This is a genomic window from Nostoc sp. (genome assembly GCF_036919815.1).
Lineage (GTDB): Bacteria > Cyanobacteriota > Cyanobacteriia > Cyanobacteriales > Nostocaceae > Nostoc.
On the sequence record NZ_JBALCE010000108.1, the window covers coordinates 1 to 16,172 of the forward strand.

Genomic DNA, 16,172 nt, shown 5'->3' on the forward strand with positions numbered 1-16,172 from the left:
ACGAAACAGGCGGTGGCGGCTAGCAGGGTGGGGATCATGATTACGCCGAACCAACCGATGTAGATCCGGTTGTTGGTGCTGGTGATCCACTCGCAAAACCGATCCCATACGTTGGCGCTTTCGCGACGTTGTAAGGTTGTTGTCATTGTTTTATAAATGCGATTATTTGTGAATGAATTAGGTAGGTTTGGCTACCTGTTACACATCTTAAATAATTTATTGCGTTTTGTAAAGTACTTTCAGAAAAAATTTTCTCTTGGGATTTACGCACCCCCAACAGAAAATCCCCAATCCTTTGAAAAAGGGGACTTTGCCCACAACAGCGATGTCTACGACGGTCACTGAGCTTGCCGTACCACTTCTCTACGAGACGCTCCGCGAACGTGGAAGCAAGCTACGCGCAGCGTCTCGTAGAGAAGTGCGGGCTACGACTATGCACTTTATTCTTCTTTATTCTTTAATAGGACTTAAGCACACTCTGCGGATTCTTCTCTACCAGAGGCTGCGCGTAGCTTACTTCCACTGTAGGGGTACGCGGACTAGCTAGCGCTACGCTAACGTAATTAAGTTTTGTAACGGGGATTTAGCGCAAAGTCGAGTCAGTGCGTTGGGCGGGTTTGCCGACTTGTTCGCGCGGCTTCTCCCAAGGCGAGACAACTGGCGTCGGAGCGCCACTTTGTAAGGAATAGGACTTACGCATTTATAGATCCCCCCCTCTCCTTTATAAGGAGAGGGAAGCTAGAGACAGGATGAAGTTTTGCATTTTATTTAATCCACGTTCCTAAGATAGACCCCGCCTAACATATTTGCTACCATCAAAAATGACCTTGAAATGCTAGACGAAATTCAGAGAAGGATTTTGACGCCTCAACTTGAGAATGATGAAGCCAAGAAATGTTTAAATCGTGCCTATAGTGGCATAGCATGAAAGGAGCCTTTTCTTGAAGGCGAACAACAGACCCACCAGCCCGGAGCCGAGAACACCAAGTAATGAGTCAGGTTCTGGGACTTCCCGTGGCTTCGGATCGCAGACGTTGGAGACACTGTTGGTATCCAGCGTTACTGCACCATTTTGCGCCAAGGCTCTACCGCACTCAATGTTTGCGCCAGTAGTCAGGGTGATGCTGCGCGAACGGTGGAAATCAGAGTTTGAGAGATATTTTGCGTAAGTCCTAGTAACTAAAAAATAAGTGTTTCAGCGCCGAAAAACTTTTGTAGTACTCATGTAATGTCGCCTATCCCAGTTTTCTGTTGCGATGATACTTATAACGCCAATTTTGACTCATTGCGTTGGCGCAGCCCGTCGTAGACATCGCAAAGAATGAAGAGTGCTGAGTTCCTCGGCTTAGAGTGCTGAGTTAAAAGACCACCCGCTTTCTTGTGGGGTATCAACCTACCTCTTGAGTCAAGAAGATTCCGCCACGCCACAAGCTCTACTTGGCTACAAGCCAAGTAGAGCTTGTGGCACCACTTGCAGGCGGGGCTTATACCAAGTACATAATTGCTGAGTAGTTTTTCTACTTGACTCAACTCAGCACTCAGGACTGAGTGTTGTCAACAAATCAAAAAAGACCTTGAAATGTTGCAGCAAATTGACAGAAGAATTTTGACCCATTAACCTGAGAATAATCCGCAAAATGTTTGAATCGTGCCTATAGTGGCATAGCACAAGCAATTGAGTCATGTTATCGGCAGAGGAGACAAGCGACTTTATTAGAAGCTCAAGCAACTTAAACCCCCAGAATTTGTTAAGCTTTTTGGCAATTTTTGCGTAAGTCCTGTTCAATTGACTGCTGGCTGCTTGGGTATTAACTCTACACCCACTTCTTCTAATTGTGGACGCACAGATAAATAAATCAATGGGCCAAATAGCGGTATCAACGCTATTAACCAGAACAACTGCGGATTCCAACTGCGACGCGCCATATCATCCCCTAGTAATGCCGGAAATAATAGGCAAAGTAGGCAGAAATCTAAACTCATCACATTAATGAAGCGGTTGGTTTGCCACTGTTGCACAAAACTGTCCCAATCTCCTGTTGTTAAACCGTAGGCAACTAGAATAACCGTGGCTACAGTCAAGACAACCCCAGTCACACGAGAATCTAGTAGCTTGATCAAGGCATTCTTTTTACCGACAAACTGATTATTTGGTTCCCTAAGGGCTAAGTAGGGTAACAAGGCAAAAGCACCAACTGCGAAAGAGGCGATCGCAAATAGCCAAGCAGGTATTTTTTGTCCTCTGCCATCAATAAACACTACTGCGCTGTATATAAGAGGCCAGATGCCCATGAGGTTGAATAGTGCTATAATTAACGCGTTAATGCCTTGCCACTGGCCAATAGAAAGGTTTTTAATTAACTCGAATGTACTGGGTTGCTCAGGAGGAGCGAGGAAAAAAGCATAGGCAGTGAATCCCAGCCACAATAGTCCAAAGGCAATTTTTCTAACCATAAAAGATTTAAGTAGTATTAATTATTGATTTTGCCGCTACAAATTGGGCTATCTGCTTGCTATTGTATTATTGACTGCCTAAACCCGTAGCGACTTTTTGCTAAATATCATACTGATCCGATTAATCTCTATTTAAAGATTGAAATAACTGAAAGCTTCTGAGAGATAATCAGCAGCAGATGCTACGACTGCGATCGCACTTTCATAATCTAGACGTGTTGGGCCCAAAACTCCCACACTTCCTACTGGTATTGAACCTCGGCGATAGTTGGAAGAAATCAAGGTGCAGGTGCGTATCGGTTCTAGAGGATTTTCCGCGCCAATGCGAACCGTTACCTTTGGCTTACCCACATCCTCAAACTCTGGTTCCTCAAATATTAATCGCCATAGTTGGTCTTGTTCTTCTTCCAGCAGGTGGATAATCGTTTGTACTTGCTGTAACTGGGAAAATTCTGGCTGGCGCAAAACTTCTGACACACCCCGAACCATAATTTGGGTTGCAGTCGGCGCAAGAGTGCGACGAGTCAATTCGGCAACAGAATTTTTTAAGAATTCCCCATAGCGTTGAAATTCCTGATCTAATTCGCTCCAGTCGAGATAGGCTAATTCCAACAGACTTCGCCCCCGTAAGTGGCTATTCAAAAAGTTAGAAACAATCTGCAACTCGCGATCAATTACCTCTGAATCGCGTTGTCTTTCCTCTGGTACTGGCGACAAATCCATCAATTTGGAATGTGTCTCATAACCATCTGTCACCACAATCAGCATGATTCTTCCCGCTTCTATTTGCACTAATTGCAGATGTCGCACTAGCGCTGTAGTGGTTTGCGGCATGGTAATCAAGCTAATGCAACCACTCAAGGTTGCTAAAATTTGTGCAGCTCCTTGCAGTAGGGTTTCTAAACTCCAATCTTCCCATTGGAGACCCTTTTGCAGTGCTACCTCTACTTCTCGCCCTAAAGTTTCCGTACCATTTCCCTGCGGGACGCGCAAGGGACGTGGAAGCAAGCTACGCGTTGCGTCTGTCTGCGACACGCTGCGCGAACGCAGAGAAGGTGTAATTAGCTGGTCAACATAAATGCGATAGCCTGAGTCTGATGGTACTCGTCCGGCGGAGGCGTGTGGTTGGTAGAGTAATCCAGACTTTTCTAAAACGCCCATCACATTGCGAATTGTAGCTGAACTTACTCCGAGGTCGTACTCATCAACCAAAGCTTTTGAACCAACCGGCTCTGCTGTAGCAATATAGTGACGTATCGTTGCCCAAAGTATATGCTGTTGTCGATTTGTCAACTGGACTTCCATATGGCATGTTTTACTGAAGGCAAATTTTAATCAAACTCTGAAAAAATTTCTAGATTTGATCGCAAACAAAGATTATTAATAATTAATTAAGTTACCAAATTATCCAGTTCTCTAATGATAAGTATTTTTAAAGTTTAGGTTCAGCATTTTTTGAAAGTGCGCTTGAAATACAAGTGAGACTTTTACTGCAAAAGCTGCCTTTACTCACAACAGTATTTTTGCATCATTTTAAACTTATAACAGTATTATTGAATACGTATTTTCCCGGAATAGCTGATATATTGGGGTCGAAAAGCTCTGTGAATATATACTCACTAGCAAAAGGTGTAAAGTTTCCCCTGAAAACCCTAAGTTGATCCAGTCCTATTTTTACAATAGCAGAAGCCAGCTGGAAGAGTAAGTCCCAGCTGAGTCATCGATTATTAATATTGGGGAATTGAAGGGTCAACTAATAGGGAGTAAGCATCAATACCACCGGAAATATTTTGCACATTTGTAAAACCTTGAGCAATTAACCACTGACACATTTGGGCAGAGCGGATGCCGTGGTGACATAGCACAAAAGTTTCAGCTTGGGCATTGAAGAGAGTGGGTACTTTATCTCCCCATTCGGCAAATTGACTTAAAGGTAGGTTGACAAAGCCCTCAATGCTAGCGATCGCCAATTCTTCTGGTTCACGCACATCTACTAGCTGAATACTTACATCACTAGAAGATAGACGTTGTGCCAGTTTTTTTACACTAATATGGTTCATGGGTTGACTAAAAGTGTTCCCGGTCATGAGGTTTCTGTAAACAATCCTAATACTATTTATGGTGACAGAAAATCTCTGCCTTGGCATGAGCATCCATTCTCAAGAGTGCTGATTGATTCTGGCAAGCTTTCTGCTTAAATGGCTGTAAACCGTCTTTATTAATAGGTTTAATGTGAATAAGCAACGTTCATTTATTGGTTTTATCGTCGCTGGTGCGATCGCACTACTACTAATTGCGATCGCTGGCTTTTACTGGTTTTTCGGCAAAAGTCCGGCTAAACTCATTGGTTCTACCTCTGGGGCTAGTGCAGCCATCTTCGTGTCCAAACTTTCCCCTGTAATGGTATCATTCTTGGCGAATCCTGACCGTTTGCAGGCGTTGGAGCGGGAAGAGGAATTATCTAAACTCAAAACCAGTTTATTCGCCAAGAGTGGCATAGATTACAAACAAGACATTCAACCCTGGTTAGGGGACGAAATTACATTAGCTATCACCACTTTAGATATTGATCGCGACGGAGAAAACGGACAGCAGCCAGGGTATCTATTGGCACTAGCAACCAAGCAACCGGAAAAAAGCCGCGAGTTTGTTGAGTTGTTGTTTTCCAAACGGGCATTAGGTGGAGCCAACTTAGCTGTTGAACAATACAAAGGCGTAAAGCTGATTTATGACAATCAGGAAGTAATCACAGAAGAGAAAATCCAAAATTATCTAGCTGGTGCTGTTGTCGGCGAAGGCTTTGTGTTGTTTGCCAATGATCCGAAAGTGCTGCGAGATGCGATCAATAACGTCCAAGCGCCCGATCTGAATTTGACTAGCTCTCCCGAATACCAAAAAGCTACCAAAGAACTTCTCAAAGGGGGTTTAGCTGTAGCTTTCTTGAATCTTCCCATTGTGGCAAAATGGCAAGGGTTAGAGCTACCAGAAGAACTTTATAACAGCCAAATCATCTCCTTGGCGTTAAACCCCAAAGGATTGCTAGCAGAAACCACCTTTCTAACTTCATCGGAAATTGTCTCTCCATCTGCACCACTATCTAAACCTGTGGGAGCATTGCAGTATATTCCAGCATCCGCAGGTTTGGCAATTTCTGGCTCAAATTTGAGTAATTTGGCTAACAGTGATTTAGCCAAACTCTGGAGACAAGCGACAGCAACTATATATGGTTCTGAGGAAGATGTAGTTTCTCGATTAGCAAAACCTTTGGCGGATGTTCAAAAACGCTGGGGGATAAACTTACCAGAGGATATTTTTAGCTGGGTACAAGGAGAATATGCCATAGCGTTGTTACCTGAAAAAGAGCAAACAACCCCCCATTGGATTTTTGTAGTGGAAAAATCTGAGAGAGTAGAAGAAGGCGTTGCTCGTTTGGATGCGATCGCTTCATCCAAAGGACTCAGCATCAGTCCCTTAACTATAAACAAGCAAAAAATCTCCGCTTGGACAGAGTTAACTACGGCTACAAAAAAAAGTGATGTCAAAGAGGGAGCATCTTTCAGCATTGAAACAAAAGTGCAGGGATTACATACAACTTTAGGAAATTACGAAATTTTCACGTCTGACTTAGAAACTATGGATGAAATTCTCACAACTAAGGATAATTCCATAATTGACAATCCCAATTTCAAAGATAGTATCGCGGCAATTCCCCGACCAAACCAAGGCTATATATATCTTGACTGGAGAAAGAGCCAGAATTTGTTAGAGCGTCAAGTACCGATTCTCAAACTAGTGGAAGTTTTAGGTAAACCATTTTTTAACAACCTGCGATCGCTCACAGTTAGTAGTTATGGAACTGAGGCGCGATCGCTTAAAGGCGGCGTTTTCTTCAAACTTCATAATTCGTGAGATTTTCATAGAAAGTCAAAGTGCAGAAGGTAAAAAGTTCTTTTACCTTCTGCCTTTTTTTCAAGATATTTACGTAGATTTTTTATAGTATTTGCTATTGGTATTGGTATTTGTAATCTAGCATTCACTTTCTAAAATTTAGCATATCTTGATTTAAGGTTTTCCTTTGTCTGAACATCCCAATTCCAGGAATCTATAGACTCCTTATTCATCTTTCTAATAAAAAAAGATTCTGGCTCTGACATATTTATGTCTATTAAAGTAAGTATACTAATAATCAATTTATTCACTCTAGGTTTCAAAAGACTGTATGCTATAGTATGATTCCTGATATCTAACAATAAAAACTCATAATTAGTGTAATTATGTCTTACATAAGATATAAAAGCATTAAAAGAAAGATTTTTCCAGATCCCATCGTCATCAGACTGTATTATATAATAGTCATTTGCTTCTTGACAAATCCGTTCAGAGAACCTAACAAATTCTATTTTTGAAACTTTAGCAAAATCCAATTTACTCATTTTTAGAGGGCGAACTATTAGTAAATTTTTAGCATTTACTTCTAGTTCTACAATGGCATTTTGTTTCTTAATTTCCTGTTGATATATTCTTCTAGCACTTGCTTCTGCCGATTGAGCTTCAAATAATCTGTTAGCAGCTATTTTCTCTTCTTCCTTTTGCTTTTTCTCTTCTAGTTTACGTTCCTCTTGTTCTAGTTTATGTTACTCTTCTTCATGTTGTTTTTGAAGCAATCTTTCTTGGTTTCTCTTTTCGGATTCAATTTTCCATTTAGCTAATTTTTGTTCTTCTTGATATCGTTGAATATGCCATAAAATAGATAGAAAAAGGAACACAAATATTAATAAATTTGCAATAAAAGTTAATTTTACAAATGAAGCACTGAAAATTAGAATAACACATAAGAATCCAGCCTTTTCAAGTCTTTCGGTAGTTAGCATAGAATCTTGCAGTTTAGTTTATTTAGAATTTAGATTTATCATAATGCATTTTTAATTTTCGCGTAGTAGTAGAATCACTGATTAAAAATTGAGAAGTACTGTGTGACGGCTTCAAGTTTTAATGCTAAAGATTGGAACGAAGCAAGCCGGGGATCAAAGTCGCCTTTTTTAAGGGGGATTTAGGGAGATATAGAACGTTTTACTACCGACAATAGGACTTTTAAAACATTCCCTAAGCTCGATTTTATCCAAAATAAAGAACTCGGTTTTCTTTATCGGTAAAAACCCTGGCTTTATGGAAATACTTTTTCCACTTCACAGATTATCGATGAAGTTAAAAAAGTAAAACTCCCGTCCTACAGACGTTTCAGCTTAGTCGATCACGTTGCCACGTTGCGAAAAAATGGATAAAATAGAGCTAAGGTTTCATATAAGGAATTGCTTGCTGGTTAATTTTTTTCACTATGAGAATAAAGCTTTTGAAGTTTTTAATAATAACCATAATTTGGATGAAATTAAATGATTTATTAAAAGGATTGCTATACAATTTTTGATAATCTTCCATTTGAGTAAAGTGAGCAATTTCAGCATAAAGCAAAGCTTCTAAAATCTCATTATTTGTATAATGCGTAGTATGATGATGTTCACGCTCATTAATCCCAATTATAGATTCTATTGAAAATAATGATTCTTTCTTAAGGAAATCATTAAAGTTATTTCTAGACTCTACAAAAGCATCTTTTAATTCCTTGGCTATCTGTGGGTTGCTATCATAAATATTACTTATATTTTTAATAGAAATATGGTCTTTGTCTTGCATAAATAATCTTAATGTAATTAAAGGAGCTTCTATCAACTCATCATCAGGGAGATTATTTGATATTGTCCCCCCAGATACTTTATAAGTGGATTGATTATTTTCTATATATTTCCAAAGCTGATATTGCTCTAGTCTTTCTGCTTTTCTATTAAATAACTGTAATTTTTCTATATCAGACAATTTTTTGGGTAGTCGCTTTAGCCGATGATTCCTTAGTAGCTCGGTTATATATTCATTTTCATCGACATAGCCACCTTCTGCTATTGCCTGTTTTATAAAATCATTTAAACTGTCAGAAAGTGAAATAGTATAGTTATTCATAGCTTTAAATTGCTTTAAACCGTTATTTTACTTAATATACCAAACAATTACTAAATTGGAACGAAGCAAGCGGGGGGAACATCATCCCGGTTGTTGTATTAAACAGGGAAACATTTATATTTTTCAATAATCGAAAAATATAAAACAATACTTAATATATCAAAGTCACACATCGAGTATTGAATCTACATTTTCTGACGACAACGCCCTCATTACCGCCTGATATCGTGCCTCAACATCCTCTCGATCCAATTCCTCCAATAAGTCTTGGCTGCCGCGTCTAATCATGTTGGCATGACGCAGCAACGCCGCACGGTTCTTTTTGTTATCAGTGTACTTAGCAATAGTGGCGATCGCCTCCAACAAGCGGATTGTGACAGCCACATCTTGTCGCCCGTACTGTCGAATCTGGTGAAAGGCATCATCAACTAGTCCTGCAAACGTCACCTGATTAGTAATTAGGCGGAGATTCTGATCGTCATCGTAGCAATAGGGTGACGGAAAATCTTTTGCAGCTAGACGGCACAGCGCTACACTAAGTTGGTCAATACACCGAATTGCTGTGAACGGGTCATTGACGGCAGGAGAAATCGCACGAATAGCAATCTCGACTAGCTGCTTAGTAGAAAACTCCACATCCTGAAACGGAGTGCGTTCTCTACCCAAAATGAATGCATAATTGATCTGCTGAGTCAGCCTTCGATTTAGACGTTCAGGGGGCGAAACACTGACTAACTCTCTACCTCGCACGATAAACTTGCCTGGACGCTGCTTTAAATGCAACAGAAGGTTTTTCGACTTGGCGATGTTAAGCAAGCGGTTGTAATCAATTGCTCTAATATAACCGTTGCTAGTTGCTAGGATTGGATAGGCTTTTTGGTTGAAACCCGTTGCGATTTCCTCAATAAATTGCCGCTTGTCTTCCGGGTGACGATTTCCAACGTTTTCAGATAATAGCCCATCAATATTAGATTCCAGTTCATCACTAATCTCCCTGATGATGTGCCACGCATGAATCGAGGTTGAGGCGTGGTGGATGAAGTAGATTAGGACAATGATACTAGCGATCGCCAGCAGGATGGCGACTGTGATTGAAATCTTTGGCACAAACGGTTGCTCTCTACCAACATTAACACTCCGTAACACCAGCAAAGAGTAAATAAATGTCGCCAGGAACGTGCCGAGTACGAACTGATATTTCATGTCTTGCATAAAATTTCGCAGTACTCGTGAGCCAAACTGTTGGGAAGCCAGAGTCAGGGCAACGAGCGTGACGGAGAAAACAGTACCCGCGACGGTAATCATTGAACCAGCGATGGTTGAAAGCACAGTCAGCCCACTTTCCAGTCCACCAGTGAAAGGCTTCAAGCCGAATATTTCCATTAATTCTGACTTGCCTGCTAAATCTAAATTTAGCATCAAGAAAGCCAGTGCGATCGCTGCACCCGTCATCAGTGTCGGTACAAACCAATAGCTAGAGCGTAGCGTTTCTCGAAGTTTAATCCGGTTATAGTTTTTCATCTGTCATAGTTTGCGTAGGTTCTTGCGGGGTTTGTTGGGTTTCGCTATCACTCAACCCAACCTACGAATATTCTTAACCGAGCAGTATTGCCACCAATACCACAAGCGATGTATAGAATATTTTCCACTGCTTTTACCCCTGCCCAATTGACTAATTGTGCAATTAAATCAATTTCAGGCTGACGGCGGTCTTTTTTTCGCTACTAACTAGCCCATAATAGCTGTGGTGCATATATTCCCCCCAAATCTGCTCCCACAGAGCAAAGGATACATCATAAAATTGCTGAATTTGCTGCTAAAGTGTTGCATTAATGAAAAAAGCAGTATTTAAGACAAATGCCCTTACTTGAATTTATATATCCTATTTAGCTGAGATATCTAGCACAATGAAGTAAATTACTTATGACTGTTTCTCGCACAATTTGTTTAGGATTTCTGGCACTCATCGCTCTTGGAACTATCTTGCTGATGATGCCTTTTTCTAGTAGTAGTGGCACATGGAATGACCCAATTGTGGCACTATTCACATCAACTTCAGCAGTTTGTGTCTCAGGTCTATCTGTGGTGGATGTTGGTAGTTATTTTTCCTTTTGGGGTCAATTTATGATTCTAGTTCTAGTCCAAGTTGGAGGACTGGGATATATGACAGCTACAACCTTTCTTTTGCTGTTGTTAGGACGCAAGTTTGGTTTACAAGATAAAATTATCTTGCAACAAGCTTTAGATAACTCTCAAATCCAGAGTAGTTTACAATTAGTTCGCTCGATTGTTACCACTACACTAATTTTTAAAACTATCGGAGCTTTTTTACTATTACCTATTTTTGTCGCTGATTATGGTGGATATAGTGGTTTAGGTCTAGCAATTTTTTATAGCATTAATTCTTGGACTAATGCTAGTTTTAACTTATTTAATGATAGTTTAATTAGATATCAATCATCGATATTGCTAAATATTGTAATTACTGGATTAATTATTTTCGGTGGACTAGGATATCAAGTTATTTTAGAAATGTATCTTTGGCTAGACAATCGTTTGAGAGGAAAAACAGTCAAAAATACACTGTCTCTTAATTTTAAAGTAGTAACCAGCACAACACTAGTCCTTTTAATCACTGGATCTATTGCTTTTTATCTAACTGAATTCCAAAATCCAGAAACTCTTGGCTCTCTAAGTTTATCAAGTAAACTGATGGGCGCATTTTTTTTATCTGTTACTACTAGAAGTGGTGGTTTTAACACTATTGATATCAGCAAAATGAGTACTGCGGCGTTATTTATTGCCATCGTATTGATGTTTATTGGTGCTAGTCCTGGCAGTATGGGTGGTGGCATTAAAACAACGACACTCACAATTTTAACCAGTTGCAGCAAGGCAATCTTGCAAGGTAAAGAAGAAGTTTTGGTGTATCAGCGCCAAGTACCGATTTCTTCTATTTTGAAAGCAGTAGGTGTTACAGTTGGTTCTTTGATAACTGTTGTAAGCGCAACGATTTTAATCGCAATTCTTGAGCCATCTTTGAATTTTATGCAAATTTTATTTGAAGTTGTATCAGCTTTTGCAACTGTTGGACTTTCAACAGATATTACTGCCGCGATCGCAGCACCGGCTAAACTGATTTTAGTGACAATAATGTACATTGGAAGAGTTGGAGTTTTAATTCTCATGTCAGCCTTACTAGGAGATTCTCGCCCTAGTGTTATCCAGTATCCAGAGGAGAATATGCTAGTAGGTTAACTAAAGATCAGCAAACTCATTTCCCCTCATCAGTAAATCGGTAGTATTTCCAAATCTACCAAGCCAATTTTATTTGTAATCATGAACTTGAAACGAGTTGGCGTTTTACTAATGATATCTTCTCTGTAAATATTCTTTTAAGTAGTTGAATATCAGAGAAAAAACTGCTAGAAAAAATTATCGCCTGATGAAACCAAAGGTAGAAAGTGTGAATTTGTCGTCTTTAAATTTTTTTCGCGGTTTGCAGCGAAATAATCAACAGTTTGCAATTATCGGCTTGGGACGATTTGGACGAGCAGTATGTAGTACACTCTACAATTTAGGATACGAAGTACTGGGGACTGACATTGATAAAAAACGTGTTAACCAAATTTTAAATGATAAGTTAGCTACTCATGCTTTACAGATGGACTCTACTGAACCGGGGGCGCTCAAACAAGCCGGAATTTTTGAGTTTGAGACGGTAGTTGTGGCTATTGGCAATTATGTCCAAGAAAGTATTATTACAACACTGAATTTGAAGGAGGCGGGTGTTCCCTATATTGTTGCTAAAGCTTCTTCGGAAATTCACAGTAAGCTGTTACACAAAGTTGGGGCAGACTACGTTGTTTATCCAGAATATGAAGCAGGTTGTGCCCTAGCGCGATCGCTTACCAAGCAATCAATACTAGACCGATTTGACCTTGACCCCGATCATAGTATTGTAGAAATAATTGTACCTGATCAATTTCACGGCAAAACCATCGCCGAACTTCAAATCCGTAACCGTTTTGGTTTAAATTTACTAGCGATCATTCAGGATGGTAAATTTGAAATTAATCCTGAACCCACTAGGTATTTAGAGCAAGGTTCAGTAATGGTGGTTGTTGGCTGCAATAAAGATATTAATCGCTTGCCAACTTAACAGCCTAGCAATTAGCTGTATGCTTTCCCAGCCATTACTTGTGCCACATTTTAATGTGCCACAAGTAACTGAAATTTCACTGGATTTTTTTCAGTAGAATATGTATATATCACTACTAATTTAAAAGCCTGTTGGAGGGCTACTATGAAATACTGTCGCCCCCGACTTCAGTTTAAAAGCGGCTGGCTGTTGGCTATACTTACTGCGATCACAGCTACCCCTGCAATAGCAGAGCAAGCAAATTTTGGTACTTTCACACTGTCAACAAACTTTAATGCAGCACAAGGAACAGTGCAGGGATTTACAGGTGGTTCTTACTCATTGTCTGCCATAACTAACCGCGATCGCGATCAAAAAGCCTGTATCGGTTTTGCCGATCCCAATCCCGATCATATTATGGTTTTGGAAAAGGACTTTTCGCAGCTAACAATACAAGTCGATAGCAACAACAACGACACCACTTTACTGATCCAAGGCCCAGATAAAACGACGATTCATTGCGGCGATGACACTGGCAAAAGTAAAGATGCTAGCGTTACCGATCGCAACTGGAAAAGTGGCACCTATCGGATTTGGGTGGGTACATTTAATCCTGGAGTCAAGCACGATTATACTCTGATGGTGGAGCAGAGGTGAAGTAGGGAGTGGGGAGTAGGGAGATGAACCAACCAATGCCCAATGCCCAATGCCCAATGCCCACCTTTTACGTGTAACACCTGAGAGGATAATATGGGAGGGTAGCTTGTTGTGCTTTCCGAGGGTGCTATCTCGTGCTATCTATACTGCGTGCTGACTTTCGTATCATATTTGAACGTGACCCAGCTGCCCGTAACTGGTTGGAAGTTTTATTTTGTTACCCTGGTTTGCAAGCCCTGCTATTCCATAGGCTGGCTCACTGGCTGTATACTCTTGATCTTCCCTTTATTCCCCGCCTGATTTCTCACTTGGCTCGGTTTTTGACTGGAATTGAAATCCACCCGGGTGCAGCAATTGGGCAAAGTGTGTTTATTGACCACGGAATGGGTGTAGTAATTGGTGAAACTGCGATCGTGGGAAATTATGCCCTAATTTATCAAGGTGTCACCCTTGGAGGTACTGGTAAAGAATGTGGTAAGCGCCATCCGACTGTGGGTGAAAATGTCGTATTCGGAGCTGGAGCGAAGGTGCTGGGCAATATTGAAATTGGCAATAATGTCCGTATTGGCGCTGGGTCTGTTGTTCTAAGAGATGTGCCTTCAGATTGTACTGTGGTAGGCGTGCCTGGGCGGATCATATATCGTTCTGGAGTCCGGGTTGCACCTCTTGAACACAATAACTTACCAGATTCGGAAGCTGAAGTAATTCGTGCTTTAGTAGACAGGATTGAGGCGCTGGAAGAACAAATACAAACTCTTCAGCGCACTAACTCTTCTGCAAAAACTCCTGTATTGGCGGGTTGTGTAGCTTCTAGCCAAGCTGATTTCTCACAAAATGCTCCTGTATGCAGCCTTAAAGATAAGGCAATACAGGAGTTTCTAGATGGTGCTGGGATTTAAATAAAGTTAGGAGTTAGAAGTTTGGAGTTTGGAGTTAGGGGTTAGGAATAAAAATCATAAGTAGTCGAACATAATTAATTACACAATAGACATCTGGTGAAAAAGAATTGTTTTGACGTAGCAGTGCTACGTCTCTACAAGGGTTCTGGGTAACGCATATTTAATTTCTAGAGATGTCTAATGTTATTGCGTTTGTTCATCTACTTAAATCAGGGCTTAGGCCGAAACCCTTATTTTCAGGTAGGGGCAATACCCTGCGGTCAGCTAAAGCTACATGAATTGCCCCAGAGTGCGTGTACTTTTGCGTAACTCCTAACTGACAAAATTAAGGATTAATTTCTTCACAAAACCATTCTTGATTTTCATCACGGTGATAAAAGGTTCGATTTTGTGGTTCGCCGCGTAATTCTAAGTGATCTACCTGTACTGGTTCGAGTAGCAGTAGGCAAAAATTAGGTACTGGCTGCATGGGGTTGGGTGCTGGTGGTGCAAAAGCTTCTGGGGTTTCGAATCTGGGTTTACCAGGATGGGGCCAAAGAAACTGTAAACGCGCTGCATCACTCAATTCTTGCCACATAATCATCCGGGCTGGCTGTAAATCCTGGTGAGAATCATCACTGCTTACCAGGGTCAAACAACCTGTGATTCGGAATTGTTCTCGTGTATCGGGGAAGTACCAGCAAACTTCTGCCCAAGGTTGTTGCTGTATCTGGTCGGCTTTAGCGCTACGAGTATCGGTGATAAACTTTAGCTGGTTTGTATCTTCCAGAAAGCCGCGAAAGACTAAGGTACGATTAGCGGGGCGACCGTTGGCTTGCACGGTCGCTAGTTGGAGGTAACGGGCATAAACAAGGCTGCGGTTGCGATCGAGCGCATGGGCGATCGCACTTCGCCAAGGAGCAAGAGTCATTGTAAACTTCCGTACCTAAGTATTGAGTATACTACTGTTAATAAAACACAAAATTTCTAATTATATAAGTAGTCAGGCAAAATTATTTACACATTTATTTAACCTAGAATCACGGTTTTACAAGCATTTCAGGCGATGTTAGTATCAATTAATTTTGCACAGGTACTTAAATGGTTACAATTCCAGTAATAGATTTAACTGCCTTTACCAATGGCAACACAATAACTCGGCAAACTGTTATCAAACAAATCTATCAAGCTGGCCATGAAATTGGCTTCATCTATTTACAGAATTCAGGAATATCAAAAGACCTAATAAGTCAAGTGTTCACTCACAGCAAATCTTTCTTCAATTTACCTTTAGAAGTTAAGCAAAAGCAAGCTTGGAGTGATGACTTTAGTAACACTGGTTATGTTGGTTTTGAGAGAGAACGTCTTAACCCCAATGATCCAGGCGACCTAAAAGAAGCATTGAATTTAGGCAAACAAGAGGCTGTAGACATGGATGCTTCTATTCTCGCCTTTTATGATAGTTGTACAGAACTTGCTAACACGGTACTACAAGCATTTGCTTTGGCGTTGTCATTGCCAGAAGATTTTTTTATAATAAGACACAATCAACAAAATCATACCTTGCGATTGCTTCACTATCCTCCATTACAGACACTACCCAAACCAGGACAAGTACGAGCTGGTAAGCATTCCGATTATGGCAGTATTACTTTACTTTTCCAAGATGACGTTGGGGGGTTGGAAGTACAGACAACATCTGGAGAGTGGATTGCCGCGCCTGCAATTCCTGATACTGTAGTAGTCAATACTGGCGATTTAATGCAACGGTGGACAAATGATATGTTTTGCTCAACCAAGCATCGGGTAATCATTCCCAGTGATAACAGGCTGAAACAGTCCCGATATTCTATCGCTTTTTTCTGTCATCCTAATGATCATACAGAAATTGCTTGTTTGGAGAGTTGCCAAAAAGAACAATCGCCTATTTATCCCCCCATTCTTGCGGGAGAATATCTTTTACAACGTTTACAAGCAACTTATGGTAATTCGTAATGACGCTCGAATACTCGCTAACGCTACGCTAACGT

Annotated in this window: 14 protein-coding genes and 2 pseudogenes; 6 read left to right on the forward strand and 10 right to left on the reverse strand. The window is 40.7% G+C overall.

The window, feature by feature from the left end; translation table 11 throughout:
* From V7K15_RS24420 to V7K15_RS24440, 5 genes and pseudogenes are all read right to left on the reverse strand, one after another.
* Nucleotides 1-146 (reverse strand): annotated as a pseudogene (locus V7K15_RS24420) (photosystem II q(b) protein); the annotation flags it as partial.
* Nucleotides 147-898: 752 nt separating this feature from the next.
* Entirely contained in the window at nucleotides 899-1,081 is a 183-nt protein-coding gene (locus tag V7K15_RS30090; protein ID WP_442949713.1) for a PEP-CTERM sorting domain-containing protein, read from the reverse strand.
* A 701-nt stretch (nucleotides 1,082-1,782) separates the two neighbouring features.
* Nucleotides 1,783-2,454 carry a DUF2834 domain-containing protein gene (locus V7K15_RS24430; RefSeq protein ID WP_334909679.1) on the reverse strand — a complete coding sequence of 224 codons (672 nt, stop codon included), beginning with the start codon at nucleotides 2,452-2,454 and terminating at the stop codon, nucleotides 1,783-1,785.
* Between the two features lie 132 nt (nucleotides 2,455-2,586).
* Complete coding sequence (locus tag V7K15_RS24435; protein ID WP_334909681.1) at nucleotides 2,587-3,759, reverse strand: HrcA family transcriptional regulator; 1,173 nt, start codon at nucleotides 3,757-3,759, stop codon at nucleotides 2,587-2,589.
* Between the two features lie 422 nt (nucleotides 3,760-4,181).
* Entirely contained in the window at nucleotides 4,182-4,541 is a 360-nt protein-coding gene (locus V7K15_RS24440) for a rhodanese-like domain-containing protein (RefSeq protein WP_334909683.1), read from the reverse strand.
* Nucleotides 4,542-4,686: 145 nt separating this feature from the next.
* Between V7K15_RS24440 and V7K15_RS24445 the strand changes: the two genes are divergently transcribed.
* Nucleotides 4,687-6,363 carry a DUF3352 domain-containing protein gene (locus tag V7K15_RS24445; RefSeq protein WP_334909685.1) on the forward strand — a complete coding sequence of 559 codons (1,677 nt, stop codon included), beginning with the start codon at nucleotides 4,687-4,689 and terminating at the stop codon, nucleotides 6,361-6,363.
* Nucleotides 6,364-7,088: 725 nt separating this feature from the next.
* Here V7K15_RS24445 and V7K15_RS24450 read toward each other — a convergent pair.
* From V7K15_RS24450 to V7K15_RS24465, 4 genes and pseudogenes are all read right to left on the reverse strand, one after another.
* Nucleotides 7,089-7,325, reverse strand: a complete 237-nt coding sequence (locus V7K15_RS24450) for a hypothetical protein (protein WP_334909687.1) — start codon at nucleotides 7,323-7,325, stop codon at nucleotides 7,089-7,091.
* Between the two features lie 418 nt (nucleotides 7,326-7,743).
* Complete coding sequence (locus V7K15_RS24455) at nucleotides 7,744-8,466, reverse strand: ribbon-helix-helix domain-containing protein (protein ID WP_334909689.1); 723 nt, start codon at nucleotides 8,464-8,466, stop codon at nucleotides 7,744-7,746.
* A 165-nt stretch (nucleotides 8,467-8,631) separates the two neighbouring features.
* Nucleotides 8,632-9,987, reverse strand: a complete 1,356-nt coding sequence (locus V7K15_RS24460; protein ID WP_334909691.1) for a DUF2254 domain-containing protein — start codon at nucleotides 9,985-9,987, stop codon at nucleotides 8,632-8,634.
* 74 nt (nucleotides 9,988-10,061) lie between these two features.
* Nucleotides 10,062-10,276 (reverse strand): annotated as a pseudogene (locus V7K15_RS24465) (methyltransferase domain-containing protein); the annotation flags it as partial.
* A gap of 113 nt (nucleotides 10,277-10,389) precedes the next feature.
* Between V7K15_RS24465 and V7K15_RS24470 the strand changes: the two are divergent.
* The 4 genes from V7K15_RS24470 (at nucleotide 10,390) to cysE (ending at nucleotide 14,163) form a co-directional block, all read left to right on the forward strand.
* Complete coding sequence (locus tag V7K15_RS24470; protein WP_334909693.1) at nucleotides 10,390-11,724, forward strand: potassium transporter TrkG; 1,335 nt, start codon at nucleotides 10,390-10,392, stop codon at nucleotides 11,722-11,724.
* A 208-nt stretch (nucleotides 11,725-11,932) separates the two neighbouring features.
* On the forward strand, nucleotides 11,933-12,628 hold the full coding sequence (locus tag V7K15_RS24475) for a potassium channel family protein (RefSeq protein ID WP_334909730.1): 696 nt from the start codon (nucleotides 11,933-11,935) through the stop codon (nucleotides 12,626-12,628).
* A 144-nt stretch (nucleotides 12,629-12,772) separates the two neighbouring features.
* Nucleotides 12,773-13,264 carry a hypothetical protein gene (locus V7K15_RS24480; protein ID WP_334909695.1) on the forward strand — a complete coding sequence of 164 codons (492 nt, stop codon included), beginning with the start codon at nucleotides 12,773-12,775 and terminating at the stop codon, nucleotides 13,262-13,264.
* 134 nt (nucleotides 13,265-13,398) lie between these two features.
* Nucleotides 13,399-14,163, forward strand: coding sequence for a serine O-acetyltransferase (cysE, locus tag V7K15_RS24485; protein ID WP_334909697.1), 765 nt, complete (start codon nucleotides 13,399-13,401; stop codon nucleotides 14,161-14,163).
* 325 nt (nucleotides 14,164-14,488) lie between these two features.
* Here the strand turns inward: cysE and V7K15_RS24490 are convergent, their stop codons facing one another.
* Complete coding sequence (locus tag V7K15_RS24490; RefSeq protein WP_334909700.1) at nucleotides 14,489-15,073, reverse strand: Npun_F5749 family FMN-dependent PPOX-type flavoprotein; 585 nt, start codon at nucleotides 15,071-15,073, stop codon at nucleotides 14,489-14,491.
* 170 nt (nucleotides 15,074-15,243) lie between these two features.
* Between V7K15_RS24490 and V7K15_RS24495 the strand changes: the two genes are divergently transcribed.
* Nucleotides 15,244-16,137, forward strand: a complete 894-nt coding sequence (locus V7K15_RS24495; protein ID WP_334909702.1) for an isopenicillin N synthase family dioxygenase — start codon at nucleotides 15,244-15,246, stop codon at nucleotides 16,135-16,137.
* Nucleotides 16,138-16,172: the final 35 nt, after the last annotated feature.

What these genes read in the sequence shown, in the direction of transcription:
- V7K15_RS24430 (WP_334909679.1), bottom strand. Translation starts at nt 2,454, where the DNA reads ATGGTTAGAAAAATTGCCTTTGGACTATTGTGGCTGGGATTCACTGCC.
- V7K15_RS24435 (WP_334909681.1), bottom strand. Translation starts at nt 3,759, where the DNA reads ATGGAAGTCCAGTTGACAAATCGACAACAGCATATACTTTGGGCAACG.
- V7K15_RS24440 (WP_334909683.1), bottom strand. Translation starts at nt 4,541, where the DNA reads ATGACCGGGAACACTTTTAGTCAACCCATGAACCATATTAGTGTAAAA.
- V7K15_RS24450 (WP_334909687.1), bottom strand. Translation starts at nt 7,325, where the DNA reads ATGCTAACTACCGAAAGACTTGAAAAGGCTGGATTCTTATGTGTTATT.
- V7K15_RS24455 (WP_334909689.1), bottom strand. Translation starts at nt 8,466, where the DNA reads ATGAATAACTATACTATTTCACTTTCTGACAGTTTAAATGATTTTATA.
- V7K15_RS24460 (WP_334909691.1), bottom strand. Translation starts at nt 9,987, where the DNA reads ATGAAAAACTATAACCGGATTAAACTTCGAGAAACGCTACGCTCTAGC.
- V7K15_RS24470 (WP_334909693.1), top strand. Translation starts at nt 10,390, where the DNA reads ATGACTGTTTCTCGCACAATTTGTTTAGGATTTCTGGCACTCATCGCT.
- V7K15_RS24480 (WP_334909695.1), top strand. Translation starts at nt 12,773, where the DNA reads ATGAAATACTGTCGCCCCCGACTTCAGTTTAAAAGCGGCTGGCTGTTG.
- V7K15_RS24490 (WP_334909700.1), bottom strand. Translation starts at nt 15,073, where the DNA reads ATGACTCTTGCTCCTTGGCGAAGTGCGATCGCCCATGCGCTCGATCGC.
- V7K15_RS24495 (WP_334909702.1), top strand. Translation starts at nt 15,244, where the DNA reads ATGGTTACAATTCCAGTAATAGATTTAACTGCCTTTACCAATGGCAAC.